At 45.9% G+C, this 17,026-nt stretch carries 15 protein-coding genes and 1 pseudogene; 10 read left to right on the forward strand and 6 right to left on the reverse strand.

The window, feature by feature from the left end; all coding sequences use genetic code 11:
* Window positions 1–186 precede the first annotated feature (186 nt).
* The gene (gene moaA, locus PLE7327_RS08030) at window positions 187–1,176 is read left to right on the forward strand and encodes a GTP 3',8-cyclase MoaA (RefSeq protein ID WP_015143353.1); all 990 of its coding nucleotides are present in this window, start codon (window positions 187–189) and stop codon (window positions 1,174–1,176) included.
* A 64-nt stretch (window positions 1,177–1,240) separates the two neighbouring features.
* Here moaA and ppc read toward each other — a convergent pair whose 3' ends face one another.
* From ppc to PLE7327_RS08045, 3 genes are all read right to left on the reverse strand, one after another.
* Window positions 1,241–4,267, reverse strand: a complete 3,027-nt coding sequence (gene ppc / locus PLE7327_RS08035) for a phosphoenolpyruvate carboxylase (protein WP_015143354.1) — start codon at window positions 4,265–4,267, stop codon at window positions 1,241–1,243.
* Between the two features lie 77 nt (window positions 4,268–4,344).
* Window positions 4,345–4,824: a universal stress protein gene (locus tag PLE7327_RS08040; protein WP_015143355.1), complete on the reverse strand. Its 480-nt coding sequence runs from the start codon at window positions 4,822–4,824 to the stop codon at window positions 4,345–4,347.
* 51 nt (window positions 4,825–4,875) lie between these two features.
* A complete protein-coding gene (locus tag PLE7327_RS08045; RefSeq protein WP_015143356.1) occupies window positions 4,876–5,292 on the reverse strand; it encodes a hypothetical protein in 417 nt (138 codons plus the stop codon).
* A gap of 105 nt (window positions 5,293–5,397) precedes the next feature.
* Here PLE7327_RS08045 and PLE7327_RS08050 point away from each other — a divergent pair, with 105 nt between their 5' ends.
* The 3 genes from PLE7327_RS08050 to PLE7327_RS08060 all read left to right on the forward strand — a co-directional run bounded on the left by PLE7327_RS08050 (window position 5,398) and on the right by PLE7327_RS08060 (window position 7,626).
* Window positions 5,398–6,036 carry a DUF3318 domain-containing protein gene (locus PLE7327_RS08050; RefSeq protein WP_015143357.1) on the forward strand — a complete coding sequence of 213 codons (639 nt, stop codon included), beginning with the start codon at window positions 5,398–5,400 and terminating at the stop codon, window positions 6,034–6,036.
* A gap of 137 nt (window positions 6,037–6,173) precedes the next feature.
* Window positions 6,174–7,172: an anti-sigma factor antagonist gene (locus PLE7327_RS08055; RefSeq protein ID WP_015143358.1), complete on the forward strand. Its 999-nt coding sequence runs from the start codon at window positions 6,174–6,176 to the stop codon at window positions 7,170–7,172.
* Between the two features lie 28 nt (window positions 7,173–7,200).
* On the forward strand, window positions 7,201–7,626 hold the full coding sequence (locus tag PLE7327_RS08060; RefSeq protein WP_041393004.1) for an ATP-binding protein: 426 nt from the start codon (window positions 7,201–7,203) through the stop codon (window positions 7,624–7,626).
* 56 nt (window positions 7,627–7,682) lie between these two features.
* Here PLE7327_RS08060 and PLE7327_RS08065 read toward each other — a convergent pair whose 3' ends face one another.
* The gene (locus PLE7327_RS08065) at window positions 7,683–8,570 is read right to left on the reverse strand and encodes a hypothetical protein (RefSeq protein WP_015143360.1); all 888 of its coding nucleotides are present in this window, start codon (window positions 8,568–8,570) and stop codon (window positions 7,683–7,685) included.
* A 91-nt stretch (window positions 8,571–8,661) separates the two neighbouring features.
* The gene (locus PLE7327_RS08070; RefSeq protein ID WP_015143361.1) at window positions 8,662–9,189 is read right to left on the reverse strand and encodes a hypothetical protein; all 528 of its coding nucleotides are present in this window, start codon (window positions 9,187–9,189) and stop codon (window positions 8,662–8,664) included.
* Window positions 9,190–9,413: 224 nt separating this feature from the next.
* Here PLE7327_RS08070 and PLE7327_RS08075 point away from each other — a divergent pair, with 224 nt between their 5' ends.
* The gene (locus PLE7327_RS08075; RefSeq protein WP_015143362.1) at window positions 9,414–10,643 is read left to right on the forward strand and encodes a glycosyltransferase family 4 protein; all 1,230 of its coding nucleotides are present in this window, start codon (window positions 9,414–9,416) and stop codon (window positions 10,641–10,643) included.
* Between the two features lie 303 nt (window positions 10,644–10,946).
* Here PLE7327_RS08075 and PLE7327_RS26425 read toward each other — a convergent pair.
* A pseudogene (locus tag PLE7327_RS26425) lies at window positions 10,947–11,546 on the reverse strand (tRNA-(ms[2]io[6]A)-hydroxylase).
* Between the two features lie 372 nt (window positions 11,547–11,918).
* Here PLE7327_RS26425 and PLE7327_RS08085 point away from each other — a divergent pair.
* From PLE7327_RS08085 to PLE7327_RS08105, 5 genes are all read left to right on the forward strand, one after another.
* Window positions 11,919–12,665 carry a metallophosphoesterase family protein gene (locus PLE7327_RS08085; RefSeq protein WP_015143363.1) on the forward strand — a complete coding sequence of 249 codons (747 nt, stop codon included), beginning with the start codon at window positions 11,919–11,921 and terminating at the stop codon, window positions 12,663–12,665.
* 14 nt (window positions 12,666–12,679) lie between these two features.
* Window positions 12,680–13,750, forward strand: a complete 1,071-nt coding sequence (locus tag PLE7327_RS08090) for a glycosyltransferase family 4 protein (protein WP_015143364.1) — start codon at window positions 12,680–12,682, stop codon at window positions 13,748–13,750.
* Window positions 13,747–14,994 carry a glycosyltransferase family 4 protein gene (locus PLE7327_RS08095; protein ID WP_041393006.1) on the forward strand — a complete coding sequence of 416 codons (1,248 nt, stop codon included), beginning with the start codon at window positions 13,747–13,749 and terminating at the stop codon, window positions 14,992–14,994. The genes PLE7327_RS08090 and PLE7327_RS08095 overlap by 4 nt, the downstream gene beginning before the upstream one ends.
* Window positions 14,987–15,808 carry a glycosyltransferase family 2 protein gene (locus PLE7327_RS08100; protein ID WP_015143366.1) on the forward strand — a complete coding sequence of 274 codons (822 nt, stop codon included), beginning with the start codon at window positions 14,987–14,989 and terminating at the stop codon, window positions 15,806–15,808. The genes PLE7327_RS08095 and PLE7327_RS08100 overlap by 8 nt, the downstream gene beginning before the upstream one ends.
* 191 nt (window positions 15,809–15,999) lie before the next feature.
* Window positions 16,000–16,914, forward strand: a complete 915-nt coding sequence (locus tag PLE7327_RS08105; RefSeq protein ID WP_015143367.1) for a glycosyltransferase family 2 protein — start codon at window positions 16,000–16,002, stop codon at window positions 16,912–16,914.
* Window positions 16,915–17,026: the final 112 nt, after the last annotated feature.

Consider the following 17,026-nt stretch of genomic DNA (forward strand, 5'->3'; position numbering starts at 1 on the left):
CAAATTACTAACCACTAACCACTAACAAATAACTAATGACCCATGACAACTGACCAATTCCCAATAACAAATGAATGCTATTGAAATATGCAATGGATTAGGAAGCCATCCAAAGAAGATAGAATTTGTATCCTAGAGAAATAAGAAGAGTCGTTCTTCGTTCGCAGATCGAACGAAATAAATTGGATGAACAAGGTAGACTATCTTCGCATCAGCCTAATCGATCGCTGTAATTTCCGGTGCCAGTACTGCATGCCTGAAGGTGTAGAACTCGACTATATCCTGCGACAAGAACTGCTCACAAATGAGGAATTAATAGCACTACTGAAAGAAGTTTTCATTCCGGTTGGGTTTAGAAAATTTCGCCTAACGGGAGGCGAACCGCTGATCCGTCCTGGCGTAGTGGATTTGGTGCGAGATATTGCCTCTCTCCCGCAAACCGAAGACCTCGCCATGACTACCAACGGCTTTTTACTCGCCGACATGGCACAAGACCTTTATGATGCTGGTTTGCGACGGATTAACATCAGTCTCGATTCGCTCGACCCACAGACCTTTGATAAAATTATCGGCAATCGCGGTCGCAGTCGTTGGGAAAAAACCTGGGCAGGCATTCGAGCAGCCCATCGAGTGGGATTCGATCCGCTGAAATTAAATGTAGTAGTCATCCCAGGAGTTAACGACAAAGAAGTAGAAAATTTAGCCGCGTTGACGATTGACCGCAACTGGCACGTGCGCTTTATTGAATTCATGCCGATTGGCAATGCCGCTTTATTTAGCGATCGCGCTTGGATTCCTTCCGAAGAACTCAGACAGCGCATCAGAAGCAATTGGGGATTAGTCGAATCCGATGTGCGAGGAAATGGACCAGCAGATGTATTCCAAATTCCAGGCGCTAAAGGGACTTTGGGATTTATTAGCCAGATGTCAGAATGTTTTTGCGATCGCTGTAATCGGATGCGTCTATCTGCCGATGGGTGGTTGCGTCCCTGTCTGTTAAACGAAACGGGTCAAATTGACCTCAAAACTGCCCTTCGTTGCGGCATCGATCCCGCCAAATTACGCGAAAAAGTTCGTTATCTTTTGCAAATCAAGCCAGAAATTAATTTCAAACAACGAGACTCCGGTACAAAAACTGGTATCTATACCCGTACCATGTCTCAGATTGGCGGGTAAACCGTTAATTTAAGTCGCAATTTGGGTCGCAATTTGGGGGAATAATTTAGAATTGTGAATTGTTTTAACCAGTATTGCGCATTCCGGCGGCGATTCCATTAATGGTTAACAAGGCGCCGCGCAGTAACTCTTCCTTACTGTAACGGAAATAGATGGCGTTCGATGAAGCGCGATCGCTATACTGGCGAAGCCGTTTGAGTAAAGAAACTTGCAGGAAGCCTAATGGCACGATCGTACCATTGCGCAACTGCACCGATCGTTGCAGGCTGGGATCGCCGTCTAGAAGTCGATTGTGCTCTGTAATTGTCAGGATTAAATCGCAACTAAGGTGATATTCTTGAGCGATTTGCTCGAAAAGCCGCTCGAAACGTTCCCTATCTTCAGGTTTTGATAGTTCTCTAACGTAATGATGCGCAATCTGTAAATCTACCTTAGCCAATGTCATTTCCGCTTTGGAAATGACCATCTTAAAGAAGGGCCATTTTAAGTAAAAATAACGCAGCAACTTGAGATTTTCCTCTGGCTCGCGAGCGAGAAATTCTCGTAAAGCCGTCCCGACACCGTACCAAGCAGGCAACAGGAAGCGGCTTTGCGTCCAGCTAAAGACCCAAGGGATAGCTCTTAAGGTACTGAGGTCTTTTTGACCGCTCTTGCGTCTGGCGGGACGAGAACTAATTTGTAGTTGGCTGATTTCTGGGATGGGAGTGACCGAGAGAAAGAAATCGATAAAATCTGGCTGTTCGTAAATCAGAGCGCGATAGGCTTTCCGCGCGCAGGTTGCCAATTCCTCCATAATTGCGTTCCACGGCTCGATATCATCAAAACCGCTTCCCAACACGCTTGATTGAATGACAGCAGTGGCGAGCGTTTCTAGATTATAGAGCGCCAGTTCGGGTAAGGAATACTTAGAGGCGAGGACTTCTCCCTGTTCGGTAATCTTGATTCGTCCGTTGATAGTCGAGGAAGGCTGTGCCAAGATAGCTGCATAAGCAGGTCCGCCACCACGACCGACCGACCCGCCGCGTCCGTGAAACAGTCTCAGTATGACTCCATATTTCCGAGCCACTTTCTGTAGAGCTTTCTGCGCTTTATGAATTTCCCAATTGCTACTGAGAAAACCCGAATCCTTATTACTATCCGAGTAACCGACCATGACTTCTTGAAGATTGACAGGAAACCCTGGGATTTCAATTCCGTCGTGACCTCCTGCCAGAGCAGTTCGGTAGAGAGGGATCTCAAACAATTCTTCCATGATGGTCGGCGCTCGTCTGAGGTCGTCTACCGTTTCAAATAAAGGGCAAATTCGCAACGTCGTCTGACCAGTCGCGGGATCGTAGAGTCCGGCTTCTTTTGCCAGCAGCATTACTTCCAAAACGTCGCTGGCATCGTGGGTCATGCTGATAATGTAAGTTTGGCAGATGTCTAAACCGAACTCCTGCTGTAACTGCCGCAAAATTCGCAGGGTTTCGATCGCCTCGCAGGTTTTGGCTGAAAATGGCATGTCTTGGGGAATCAATGGGCGGCGCGTGCGCAACTCTTGCACCAGCCAGGCGATTTTCTCGGCTTCTGTGAGTTGGCTGTAGGGTTTGGGCAGAATTTGCAGATACTCGGCGATTTCTTCGATCGCCTCAGAGTGTTGGGAAGACTCTTGACGAAAATCGAGTTGGGCGAGGTTAAAGCCATAGACTTCGACCTGACAGATCAGATTGTCTAGCTCCTGACAGCACAATCTCGTTTCAGCCAAATTGCGCTGAATTAACCGTAATTCTGCCAAAAAATCGTCCCCGCAACGATAGACATTGTCATGAAACCTTTGGAAGAGGATTTGGCGCTCTTCGGGAATGGCGAGGCGCTTGTTGCGATCGCGGGTATTTTCCAGCCGTTTTTGGATGTAGGAGAGCTTGAGTCGATAGGGTTCCTGACGAAAGCGGATGGCTAACTGCTCGTAAATTTCGGGCAGTTGCATCTTATCCCGCTCTAGCGAGTCGAGCAGGTCCTGGGATACGTTACTCCAATGCAGAGACGGACTCAAGACAACGATTAATTCCCGCACCGATTGCAGATATTTTTCGATGACGAGATTGCGCTGATAGCAAGCGGTTTTCCAAGTCACTTCGGGTGTGACCGAGGGGTTGCCGTCGCGATCGCCTCCAACCCAGGAGCCAAAACGGCAGAAATCATTGGCTGGCGCAGTTAATCTGGGAAAGGCGCTTTTGAGAGCTTGTTTGAGACGTATCGACAGTTGCGGAATGACTTCAAATAAAACTTCTTCAAAGTAATGCAGAGCGTAATCGACTTCGTCTAAAACAGTGGGTTTGAACTGGCGCAGCTCGTCGGTTCGCCACCAGAGGCGAATTTCTTCCGTCAGTTGCGCCTTAGCCTCTTCGGCTTCCCAGGAAGTACTCAATCCTATGGCTCGAAATGCTTCTTCGGCGCGATCGAGCTGGCGCAGAATGCGAGCGATTCGCCGTTGTTTTTTGCGAATGGTGTGGCGCACGATTTCAGTGGGGTGAGCGGTAAAGACAAGGCGAATGTCGAGTTGGTTGAGCAATCGCTGAATTAACTGGGGTGGTACGTTTAGTTGTTTGAGATAGGGAAAAAGCCATTGAAAGGTTCCTGCTTTGGGCGCGTTGGCATTTTCGTTGAAGAAACTTTTTTCTAAGAGGTTGACTCCCAGCGCTGCGGGAGGAGTATTGATATTGTCTAATTGGCTGCCATGTTGACTGAGGTCGCTCGAGTCTTGAGAAGAAGCCAGCCTCTCAAGCTGTCGATCGCGTTGCTCGTAGTGCTGTTCGACAATGTTGATCAGTTGGAAATAGAGGGCAAAGGCACGAGATGCCAGAATGGCTTGGTTGAGTTCGAGCTGTTCGATCGTTTGCGCGATCGCGGAGGCAGGAATTTCTGTTGCCTGTCCTTCTGGCGAACAAATCGATCGCAATTTTTTGAGTAAATCGACGGCTTCTTGTCCATATTCGGAGCGCAGCGCAGATTCCCACAAATCTTCGACTAATTTGAGACGATGGCGCAAAAGAAGTTCTGACGTGGAGAAGATGCTAACGTCTGGGACGGACGGGCGAAGCAACGAACTCATAGAAACCTCAATAGCTAATAATAACTGTTAATTATAGAGACACTTGGAACGCTGCAAAATACTATTGTCATGGCAATCTAACGAACGAGCAGCACCGAGCAAGGAGCGTGATGGACGACGTAATTGCTAACGCTACCGAGCAGCATTTCGCTCAATCCAGAACGGCCGCGATGCCCAATGACAATTAGATTCGCCTGCCACTCGCGAGCCACTTGACAAATGGTACGAGCCGGACTGCCAGGAATTTGCTCGTACTGAACCCTAACTCCCGCCTTAATTGCTTTTTGCGCGAGAGATTGCAAAACTTCCACGCCTTGCCTCTCAAACTCCTGCCATTGCTGCCGCCAAATCTCCAAGGTCAGGTCATTGCCGGCCGCTGGATACATTTCTGTCAAATTAGGAGGAATGGGCAAAGGACTATTCTCTTCTTCTGGCGAGAGCGCGTGCAATAACATTAAACTGGCGTTATTTTTTTGAGCTAGAGATAGGGCGCGCTCAAAGACATTTTTGTGGATTTCTGACATGTCTATTGCTACTAAGATTTTGTCGAAGCTCATCTTGCCTCCATTGCGATCGCGCAAACATCAAAATTTCTCGTTGAAACAGCTTTAATTAACGATCTTTAACTGCTCCTGTAAATATCTCGTCCATTGCGCTGCTAGGGAAATTTCTGTAAAGGGAATTTGAATCGGACTCTCTGGCTCATCGAAACTAAACTCGATCGCAGGTTTGCCCTTTGTCGGTAAAGATTCTAACGTTACGGGTTGCTTATCGACCAAAAGCCGAATATCTCGAACGCGATCGAGAGAGAAACTCTGCAAATCGATCGGACCGGAACGGGTTGGCTTTCCCCAAATCAGCGTTTTTCCGGTTTGACCTAAAACCGCATAAATGTCGTATTTAGCGCGATCGAATGGTTCTGCCCAACGACGATAGGCTTCGATTTTCTGGTATTCACTCCAACCCATCCACGCCAGCCAGAAAAAAATGACGAGCAAGGGCAACCAGAAGAGACCTCTTTCCATGGTTCGATGTTCCGGATATAGTATTGGATTAACAGCGAAGTCCGAGCCAAGATTGTTACGATCCAAGATAAAGACACTTTTATCGAATTGAAATAGGCAGATTTTATGACGACATCCTATGTAACTTCTTCTGCAAGAGCTGAGATGAGCGAACTTCGGCGATTGAAAGGCTTGCTGCCGCCGGAGTTGCAAAGCTGGGTGATGGTGGAAGGCACGACAGAAGTCAATCCCCCTCTAATTCGGTGCGAAGAAATCAGTCGAGACGAAGTAGAGATCCAAATCGACTTAGCCAAATGGGAAAATCTGGCGATCGACCAGCGCAATCTCATATTTTGGCACGAAGTCGCTCGGATTCAAAACGATACAATTCCCAGAGAGGGATGGGAAATGGCAGCCTTAGCCATTGGTTTGGGCGGGGCGGTTGGAGAACTTTGGGTACAGGATGGGTTATTGCTGATTTTAGCGCTGGGGTTGTGCGGAATTTCTGGCTATCGACTCTGGCAGAAAAATAACGGAGAACGGGTTTATAAGGAAGCGATCGAAGCCGATGAAAAAGCGATCGCGCTGGCAACTCGTTTTGGCTATACGCTTCCCAATGCCTACAAAAGTTTGGGCAGCGCCCTCAAGACGCTCATAGAGCAAACTCCCAATCGCCGTCAGCGCAAAAAATATGAATCTCGCTTGCAAGCACTCCGTCGAAGTGCTTCCAAAGCCAAAGCCAGTATGAAGCAAGAAACTCCATGAAATGAGAAATTAAAGAAGGCGAGGTCAAATAAAGGAGGTAAAATTCAACTCAGAAATCAAAAAATAATGACTTATAATTCACCTCTGCCCTCTCGCAACCGACGTTCCCTCTCTCATAGACTAATGACTAACCGCTAATGACCATTCATACTCCAGAAACCGATTTTTCCGTCGTTTACTACAATAACCTCCCAGTTATCCAAATGCCTCAGCGCTTGACCATCTTGGAAGCCGTCGCTTTCAAGGAGGCATGTCATCAGCTTCTGGACAACAATCCGACATCTCAACAGATGATCTTCGATTTTAAAAATACCGAGTTTATTGACAGTAGTGGAGTTGGGGCATTAGTCCATAACTCTAAGGCTACTGGAGAAAGAGGGATAGAGTTAATTCTCTATAACGTTCGTCCTCCGGTCATGGCGGTTTTGTCAATGACGGGACTCGATCGCATCCTCCAGATTACGTCTCCAATACAAGACGACGAACGACCTCACCATCTAAATGTCAGCGCGCAGATCCCAGAAACGCATCCATCGGTTCGGAGTTGGGTCAAACGGTTAATCGATATCGTCGGCAGTTTGGTCGGATTGGGAATTACGGCGATCGCATTCATTCCGATCGCGATCGCCATCCAACTCGACGATCCCGGACCAATTTTCTTTTTCCAAACGCGCTGCGGTTGGCTAGGAAAACAGTTTAAAATCATTAAATTTCGTTCCATGTGCGTCGGTGCGGAAGCCCTCAAAAACCAAATTCCCAATCAGGCGCAAGGCGCTATTTTCAAAAATCAAAATGACCCGAGAGTTACCAAAGTCGGTCGTTTTTTGCGACGTACCAGTTTGGATGAATTGCCCCAATTCTGGAATGTTTTAGTTGGAGACATGAGTTTAGTCGGCACCAGACCGCCTACGCCCGATGAGGTAGAACGATACGAAGTTCCAGAATGGCAGCGACTCGATGTCAAACCGGGCATGACAGGAGAATGGCAGGTCAACGGGCGATCCCAGATTACTAATTTTGAAGACGTGATCAAATTAGATTTGCGATATCAAAAAAATTGGAGCCTTAAATACGACTTGGAATTAATTTTAAAAACAATTTTAATCCTATTTCGTAAAAATAGTGGAGCTTTTTAGTAATAAAAAACAAAACTCAGACGAACAATTGCGCGAACAATTTCGGCTCCGAGTTAAAACTCATATAGAAGCTTTGACGATAGTCTTACAGTGGTTCGAGCGCAATACAGAACCGATCTTGCCAGAAAAGTGTCGATGGCAATGTAAATTAGCACTAGCAGAAGGATTTACAAATACAGTTCGCTACGCCCATCAACACCTGCCAACAACAACGCCAATCGATATAGAATTAAATATATTTAGCAACTATTTAGAAATCCGCATCTGGGATTGGGGATCTCCTTTCGACATTCATGCCAAACTGAAGGCTTTACGTCAAAATCCAACCGATCCCCTAGAAAAAGAAGGCGATCGCGGGCTATTCTTCATGCAAGAACTCACCGACGATCTCCAGTACGTTCGCGCCTCAGAAGCCCGCAATTGTTTGGTAATGAAAAAAAAGATTTCTGGTTAATTGTTGGTAGTTAGTAATTATTCGATAACTACTACCTCCTAACTACTAACACCTCATCAAATTTCTGCGACGGCTCGCTCGATTAACCTTCTGGCTAAGGTCTGGATTCCCGTATGCTCGTAATAATTAGTCGTCATATCAAGAAAAGCGGCTAAATAGTCCAATTTATCCTCAGAAACTTCTACGAAACTTTGAATTTTGCTAGCAATTTTTTGAGGGGTTAAATCTCTCTCGGCAACGAAATTGCCCATCCATCCTTTGACAGAATCAAAGCTAGTAGCAATAAAATCTAATTGACTGCCAACCCTGTCGCCGGGAACCAGACTTTTAATCCGATTAAAGGTAGAATTTTTGTCTAGTTCTTGGGGAGAGAGATTGCCAAGAGTTGACTGCGCTTTGAGAATAAAATCCGGTCCGAGGGGAATCAAACCGTCTATGCAGACCAAAGCTGCCATCCGCATCAACGACTCGCCGCTATAGTCGGCTAAAGAGGCAACAAAATCGCCAATGCTATCGCCGGGAATGCCGTTAATTTGACAAAAAGCGACCAACTCGACCACTAATTTAATGGCCAGGTCGATCGCCTGCGCTTTTTCTGGATTGGGGGTAATGCGGTTTAAAAACCCAAGTAGAGAAATTTTCTCGCCTATTTTATTGGCCAAAGCCGCTGTTCCAATGGCGCTATCGGTACTATCGACGGTCTGGTATAGCCAGAGGGCGCGTTGGTATCCCTGAGACTTATCGTTAAAAAGGCGAACCGCACGCTCGCCGATTTGTTGAATTATAGCTTCGTCAGTTTCTCCGGTCACCTTGCGAATTGTATTTTCAAAACCGACTAAGTTTTCCCACTGTCCCGGTACGACGAAATCGAGCGATCGCAGCACCATAATCGTTATATTATTCGTCGGCAGTTCGTTGACCAGTTCGTAAATTGGCTTACTCACAATTTTCTCCTTTGTCCTTTATTATCGGTTGTCAGTTATTTGTTATGGGAGAGGGAGGTGAAAGTTCTTCCTGCTCGTCACTCAGCGATCCCTACTTAGCAGTCGCAGTTGGCTGGCTGCTAATTTTCGCTAAGCCATCTAAGTCGAATTTTTCTAGCCAAGCTTGGCGATCGCTTTCTGTAAAAGAAGCATCGCGAGACAGCACTTTGACTTGGAAACGATTGTTGACCAAAACTGCCGTTACATTATTTCCCTGTTTGACGGCTGGATAGCCGCCAATCTTTTCGGTACTTTGCTGAAATTTCTCGACGGCACCGGGATTGTTAAGCGTATCGGAAATTGCCATCACTGCTACGTCTTTGCCGTCTTTTTTCAACTTTGCCTCGGCAAATCCCGTTTTCTCCTGAGTGTAGACGCGATCGTAGCCATCTGTACCAGCCGGAAAAAACTTGTTAAAGCTGCTACCCGATAGCGACTCTTGGACGATAGCTTTTGCCCCTCTTTGGGTACTCTCTTGTTGTACCCTCTCAAAACGAGAAGGCGCTTGGGTGGCACAAGCAGATAGTAACAGCAAAGTAACCAGCAAGCATGCAGTTAAAACTTTTCGTAATCGCAGCATAAATATTTGTATCCGTACGTAAATCTTCAAAGGCTCTTTTCTATTTTGTCCTAATCTCTGGTTCTTAAGATATTCTTGTTAAATCTTTCACAACAATGCTAAAACCAATGCCGACAATGACTGGAACTCTAATCGATCGAGTTGCATCAGATCCGCATCATACATTAGACATATTTCATCCTTTTTAAACCTGTTAAAATTCCAGTTGACCTATAGGTTAGGATATGCGCATCCTGCTTTACTCATATAATTATTATCCCGAACCCATTGGCATCGCTCCACTGATGACCGAACTAGCCGAAGGATTGGTTGGGCGAGGTCATCAGGTTCGCGTCATTACTGCCATGCCTTGGTATCCAGTTGGGGAAATTTCCCCAGAATATCGCGGGAAGCTATACCTAACAGAAGAACGTAACGGGGTTAAGATACAGCGCTCTTATGTTTGGATTCGCCGTCATCGAAGTCTGAGCAATCGAGTCTTCTTCGAGGTCAGTTTCATGATTCTGAGCTTTTTCCAGGCACTCCGGGGCTGGCGGCCCGACGCAATCATCCTAACCATACCGGGACTGCCAGTGTGCCTTCCTGCTGCCTTACTCGGATGGTTTTACCGCACCCCAATCGTTTTGAATCTTCAAGATATCTTACCAGATGCCGCCGTTCACGTCGGACTGATCGAGAACGAAAAAGTCATTTGCCTGTTTCGCAAGTTAGAGCAATTTGCCTACCGAACTGCTACCAAAATTACTGTTATTGCTGATGGATTCACCAAAAACCTGCTTGAAAAAGGTGTTCCAGCCGATAAACTCATCGAGATTCCTAACTGGGTCGATGTTAACTTTATCAAGCCACTTTCAAAAGAAAATAACTATTTTCGGACTGAAAATCACTTAGAAGATAAATTCGTGGTGATGTATTCTGGCAACATTGCCCTCACCCAACCCCTAGAAATCTTAATCGATGCAGCCGCACGAGTGCAACATATTCCCGATCTAGCCTTTGTTATTGTCGGTAAAAAGGAAGCTCTCAGGCGACTAGATCGTTACTGTCAAGAACGCGGAGTCAAAAATGTTTTATTGCGACCTTTTCAGCCCAGAGAACGGCTTCCACAGATGCTAGCAGCGGCAGACGTAGCAATGGTGATGCAAAAAGACAACGTTATCTGTTTTAATATGCCCTCGAAAATTCAAGTGTTGCTGGCAAGCGGTCGCGCCATTATTGCCTCGGTTCCAGCCAAGGGAACGGCTGCTAGGGCAATCAAAAAAAGCGGTGGCGGGATCGTCGTTCCTCCAGAAGATCCCGAGGCACTCGCCCAAGCCATTTTGGGACTCTACTCAAATCCAGAAAAAGTGAAAGCTTTGGGCAAAAAGGGAAGAGAATATGCAGAACAACATTATTCCTTTGAATTGGCTTTGGATAGTTACGAGCAATTGCTTGCTTCGGTTGGGAATTGTTGAGGGTTAAATGGCTATTTTTAGCTTGTATCAAATCCGTTTCATTAGTCGTAATCTGTATGTGGTTCGAGCAGGACGCTCGCGCTACTGGCTATTAATACATGGCAGTCGATCGAGCATTAAATGGCTGACAGCAAACCCTCTAACCTAGTTGAGTGACAAAACTCAAATCGCCCTCACCCCAACCCCTCTCCCAGAGCGGGAGAGGGGCTTTCCACTTAAGACTTTGGACTAAAGTCCCTTCGCCCCTTGTGAGAGAAGGGATTTAGGGATGAGGGGACAAAGATTTGTCAGTCAACCAGCCCTCTAACTATGAATTCTCGGTTCTGGATACAGAGAAGATAAGATTTGGCTTTCAATTGCAGCTAATTCATCCAGACGCTGCCGGACTAGCTCTCGCTCGAAATAGCTATCTGCTAAAATCCAGTAAGTTCCGTAGTGACGTGCCTCGGATGCTGTCAAACTGCGATAAAATTTAGCTAACTCCGGTTCGGGACAAGATTCGCCCAGCAATCCCAACCGTTCGTGAGAGCGTGCTTCGATCGGAGCTGATACTAGCAAGGAATCGAGCAATCGCTCTGGTTCGTCGCGACGAATTTGAGCCTTTAGTCGAGCGCCATAGGGGGACGACGCAAGCGGGGCTAGAGGGATTCCGCGCCGATCTAGCCACTAGTTGACTTGCTCGAAATGTTCTAGTTCTTCTTGCGCGATCGCAGTTAATTTTCGCACTAGAGGCGCGTAAGAAGGGTAGCGAAACATTAAATTCAAGGCGACCCCCGCAGCTTTTCGCTCGCAGTGAGAACGATCGAGTAGGATAATGTCTAAATTGGCGATCGCCTGTTCGATCCAAGCCGATTGAGTGGGCTGTTTGAGAATATTAATTTTTGTGAGTGCAGACAAAGACACGCGATTTGACAGACACGATAAAGCTATACTGTGCAGTTTAGCAAACTTGCTCAACCCAGGAGAGGTAGAGTTGGGAACTCGGAGACTGGGGGACGAGGAGACAAGGAGACTGGAGGGACAATTAACGACTAACCACTAACAAATGACCAATGACGAATTTTTTTTAGGGACAAGGGAAAAGGGGAAGGGGGAAAAATGAAAATGTCCTTTGCCCTTTCCCCTTTCTCCCAATCCCAATGACCAACGATCGATGACCGATCTCCGATCTGGAATCGGCTCGATAGGGAGTGTGTCACAATAGATGTCGAAAGATGAATTTTCCCGCCAAGTTTGGGAAGCCTTATACAAATACTCCGATTCCGATAGGAAGCAATGACCCATCGCCGAATTGTTATAGGTGACGTTCACGGACATTACAACGCGCTTATCTCCTTGCTAGACGCGATCGCTCCTGCAAGCGACGACCAGGTATACTTTTTAGGAGACTTGATCGACCGAGGACCTCACAGCGCCAAGGTAGTAGACTTCGTTCTCGCTAACAAATACAAGTGTTTGCTAGGAAACCACGAGCAATTGCTACTCGATGCGGTGGGGAACGGTCAGATTGTCAAGAATGTGTTCCAAGCTTGGCTCTATAGCGGCGGCTATGCTACCTTAGTCAGCTACGACAATAACATTCCCCAAGATCATCTCGATTGGATGAAAACCCTGCCCACCTATTTGGATTTAGGAGATATTTGGTTAGTTCATGCTGGAGTTCATCCCCAGATGCCAATTGAAACCCAAACAGCCGATCATTTTTGTTGGATTCGAGATGAATTCCACAGCATGACGCAGCCTTATTTTGCCGATAAGCTCATTATTACCGGGCATACTATCACCTTTACCTTTCCAGGCGTTAAACCCGGTCAACTGGTTTCCGGTGCGGGGTGGCTGGATATCGATACAGGAGCTTACCATCCAAACAGCGGTTGGTTAACTGGCTTAGATATCACCAACAAGAAAGTCTATCAAGTCAATGCCAAAAAAGGCACTCGGCGCACGCTGTCCTTAGAAAAAGTCGTTACCCAAGTCGAACCGTCTGTAGTGTTGTCGAAGCGAGCGAAAAGCCGTTTATAAATTCCAAACGCAAAATGCATAAATGCGGCGTACACCTAATTCGTACTCATTATCCCCATTGGGGAAAATACACGGGAATCAATAGGTTTGTTGAGTATATCGATCCAGAAAAATTTAAAATAGACGATCGCGTCGTGCCGATGGGAGAAAGTAATTTTCCCATCACCAGTCCCAGAATCAAAAAGCGTCTCAGGCATTGGATTAAGAAAAATGGAGTCCGAGAGTACGATCTCAACGATTTGATGGCAGAAACGGTTGCGCTAGGTCAGTGGTTGCGAGGTCGTGCCGACATAGTTCATTATCTCGATGGCGAACACTCTTTACAGTATTTACCATCTTTAATTCGTAAATTGAAATTTTTAAGAAAAAAAGCATCGATTGTCGCAACTTTTCACCAACCGCCCCAAGATTTAGAGTTTCTCTTAAATGTTGATATCGTTCGCCGTCTCGATCGCGTTATTGTCATTTCTCCAGACCAAACTGCTTACTTCGAGCAATATTTGCCAAAACATAAAATCTCGCTCGTCTTACATGGTGTAGATGTAAATTATTTTCATCCCGCCACTGAATCGCAAAAAACGGACAAGTTTCGCTGTCTTAGCGTTGGTTCTTGGCTGCGGGATTACGATCGTGTTTTAGCTGTGGCAGAGCGGTTACAAACCCATGCAGATATCGAATTCCACATTGTCTCCCCAAAAGTTTCTGCCTCGCCCGAACAGAAAAATATATATATCTACAAAGATATCGACGATACCCAATTACTGAAACTCTATCAGCAGTCTGACGTACTATTCCTACCCCTATTTGGCGCGACTGCTAACAATGCTATTTTAGAGGGCATGGCTTGTGGTTTGCCGATAATCTCTACAGATTTGACTTCAATTCGAGCTTACCTTCCCGGCAAAGAAGCAATTCTCATTTCGGACAATAATGTAGAACTGTGTGTAAAAACCATCTTAGACTTGTACAATAGCCCTAACATTTGTCAGGAGATGGCAAGAGCGGCTCGGCTCAGAGCAATCGAACTATCTTGGCAGAACGTGGCGCGACAGATGGAGTTAATTTATGCTTCATTAATATGCTGAAGGTTTTACATATTAACCAATCCGATCTTTCTGGGGGCGCTGCGATCGCGAGCTATTCTCTTCATCGAGGCTTACTCGATCGCGGCATTGACTCGCGTCTGTTAGTGGGAAGGAGTCAAAGTAAAAGCGATCGCGTCGCGACGATTCCTCGCAAGCATCGCCTAGAAAATCCCATCGCCTCGATTACGCGACCTCTCGGATTCAACTATGTTCAGTACGTTGGCGCTTTTGATATTCTCAAACACGAGTTTTACCAAAATGCCGATCTCCTCAACTTTCATAACCTTCACGGAGGCACGTTTAACTACTTAGCAATTCCCTTATTGACAGAAAACAAGCCCGCTGTTTTTACCCTCCACGATATGTGGAGTTTTACGGGACATTGCAGCTACAGCTACGACTGCGATCGCTGGAAAATCGGCTGCGGTCGATGTCCTTATCCCCATATCTATCCAGCCATTAAAAAAGACAATACTCGCTTGGTGTGGAAGCTAAAAGACTGGGTTTATCGTCGCTCCGATCTGACCGTCGTAACCCCCAGTCGCTGGCTTGCCGGATTAGCCAAGCTAAGTATGCTCAATCGCTTCCCCATTCATCACATCCCCAACGGAATCGACGTAGATGCTTATCAGCCTCGCGATCCGGCAATCTGTAAAGAACTTTTAGGCATCCAGGCAGACAAAAAAGTTTTGATGTTCGGAGCTGATAGTATCAAAGATCCCCGCAAAGGCAGCAATATTTTACTGCAAGCCCTCTCTAGCTTGCCAGCCTCTGTGAAAGCCGAAACCATTTTGCTGACTATCGGCAACAGCAGTGAAGCGATTTCAGAAGTTGTTGGCATAGAAACCCTCAATCTCGGCTATGTCAGTCATGCTCGCTTCAAAGCGATCGCCTATTCTGCCGCCGACTTATTTATCTTCCCAACTCGCGCCGATAATCTCCCTCTGATGTTACAAGAAAGTATGAGTTGCGGAACTCCGATGGTTTCATTTAAAATAGGCGGCGTTCCCGACTTAGTTAGACCTGGGATTACGGGGTATCTAGCCGAACCTGGAAATGCTAGCGATCTCAACAATGGTATTGTGCAACTTTTAGAGGATAATAGTTTGCGCGAGCGCATGAGTCGGGAATGTCGCGCGATCGCGCTGGCAGAATATTCCCTCGATCTACAAATCAGGCGCTATATCGACTTATACGAGCAGATTCTGTTGTCAAAAGCCAAAACGTTAGCTGCCCATGATTAGCATCATCACGCCCGTTTACAACGGCGAGCGATTCATCGAATCTTGTATTCAAGCAGTCATCGACCAAAATTGCCCGGATGTCGAGCATATCATTGTCGATGGCGGATCGAGCGATCGCACCGTTGAAATTATTCAAGAATATGCCCAAAAATATCCACACATCCGTTGGATTTCTGAAAAAGATAGAGGGCAGTCGGATGCAATGAATAAGGGAATTAATTTGGCACAGGGGGAGATCGTAGGATTTTTAAATGTTGATGATTTTTATGAGCCGAACGTTCTCAATCGAGTCTTGGAAATTTTTAAAACCTTGCCAGAACCCAGCTTTGTAGCTGGTAACTGTAAGGTGATAGGAGAATCAGGCGAGTTAATAGAATTTAATCAGCCAGCTAAATTGAGTTTGTATGACCTATTAATGTACCCAGATAGAAACCCCTATCCCTACAATCCAGCCGCTTATTTTTATCATGCTTCGCTCCACCAGAGAGTTGGATATTATAACGTTGACGATCATTATTCAATGGATTTAGATTTTATTCTTAGAGCCGTTCGAGTTGCCAATCTTCACTATGTCGATGAAACTTGGGGCAATCACAGAAGATTGGAAGGGACAAAAACTTTTGAAGATTTAAAAGCTGGCAAAACCAACCAACGAATTATTAAGTTATATAGATATTATCGCCGATATCTACCTTTGTCTGCCCAACTCAAGTTGTTTTTACAAGAGAATTGGATCAGAATCGCATATGTCTTAAAATATCCGCATAAGTTCCCAAAAGTTATGCAAAGAAAGCTTGCCAATATGTTGGACTAGAAGCAGGGCTATTTCATTCTCGAAAGCCAGAGAATAAATTCTCTGTCTAATCTCTTAAGTTCTATAAGACGGACTTAAATTTTGAGCCAAGAAATTCATTTCTTGGTTAACTGCAATCAGAATGAAATAACCCTGGACTAGAAGCGATCGCTGTGATAGTTTGGGCATGAAAAGTCTGGCAAGAAATTGTTATGGGAACTACAGTCAGTGTATTGATACGCACTAAGAATGAAGCCAGAGATATTTCAAAAGCTTTAGAATCAATCCGAAACCAATCTTGGCAGCCGATTGAAATTCTTGTTGTTGATTCGGGTTCTACCGATGGAACGGTTGAAATTGTCAAGCAGCACAGCGATATTAATTTAATTCAAATAGCGCCCGAAGAATTTACTTTCGGTCGCTCTTTAAATATTGGCTTTCAAGCAGCTAGAGGAGAAGTAGTTGTTTCGCTGAGCGCTCATGCCTTTCCTTGCGATCGCTATTGGTTGAAAAATTTAGTCAAGCACTTTGACGATTCGCAAGTCGCAGGCACCTATGGAAAACAAGTGCCACAACCCGATGCTTGGCCGCCAGTTCGACGAGATTATCTAGAATTTTATGGCGATCGCCTGCGCTTGCAAACAAGACTTGACAAATGGTACGAGCATGACTTTTCTAATGCCAACTCCGCCATTCGCTATCGGTGTTGGCAGGAGCATCCATTTGATGAAACCTTGACTGGAAGCGAAGATCGAGAGTGGGCGCGAGCCATGTTAGGACTGGGTTACCAAATTGTTTACGAACCCGAAGCCGCCGTCTATCACTCCCACAACGAGCCACTTTTCAAAGTTTATCAAAGAACCTATCGAGAGGCTCTCGCCACCAATCGGCTTTATGGGAAAAAAATGACCTTGCGCGGTGCGATCGAGACCTGGTACGGGTCTGTTGTCAAAGATGCCCATTTTATCCTGAAAAATAGCAGGGAATGGCACTGGCTCGTGCGATCGCCTATCTATCGTCTTTTTTGGACTTTTGGCCATCTTCGCCCCAATCTACCTCATGCTCTCTGGGAGCCTCTCATCAATCGCTGGAAGCGAATTAGCCATCCTCAGATCCAAAAAGAGTAAATTTCTTAGTCAATCGTAGCAACCTAGCTAGTTTATTTGGGCAAGAGCGATTATGGCAATACCCTTGGTTAAGATAGAATCAATATCCTTTACAATGTAATCAGCTCGACCT

Source organism: Pleurocapsa sp. PCC 7327, assembly GCF_000317025.1.
Classification (GTDB): domain Bacteria; phylum Cyanobacteriota; class Cyanobacteriia; order Cyanobacteriales; family Microcystaceae; genus Hydrococcus.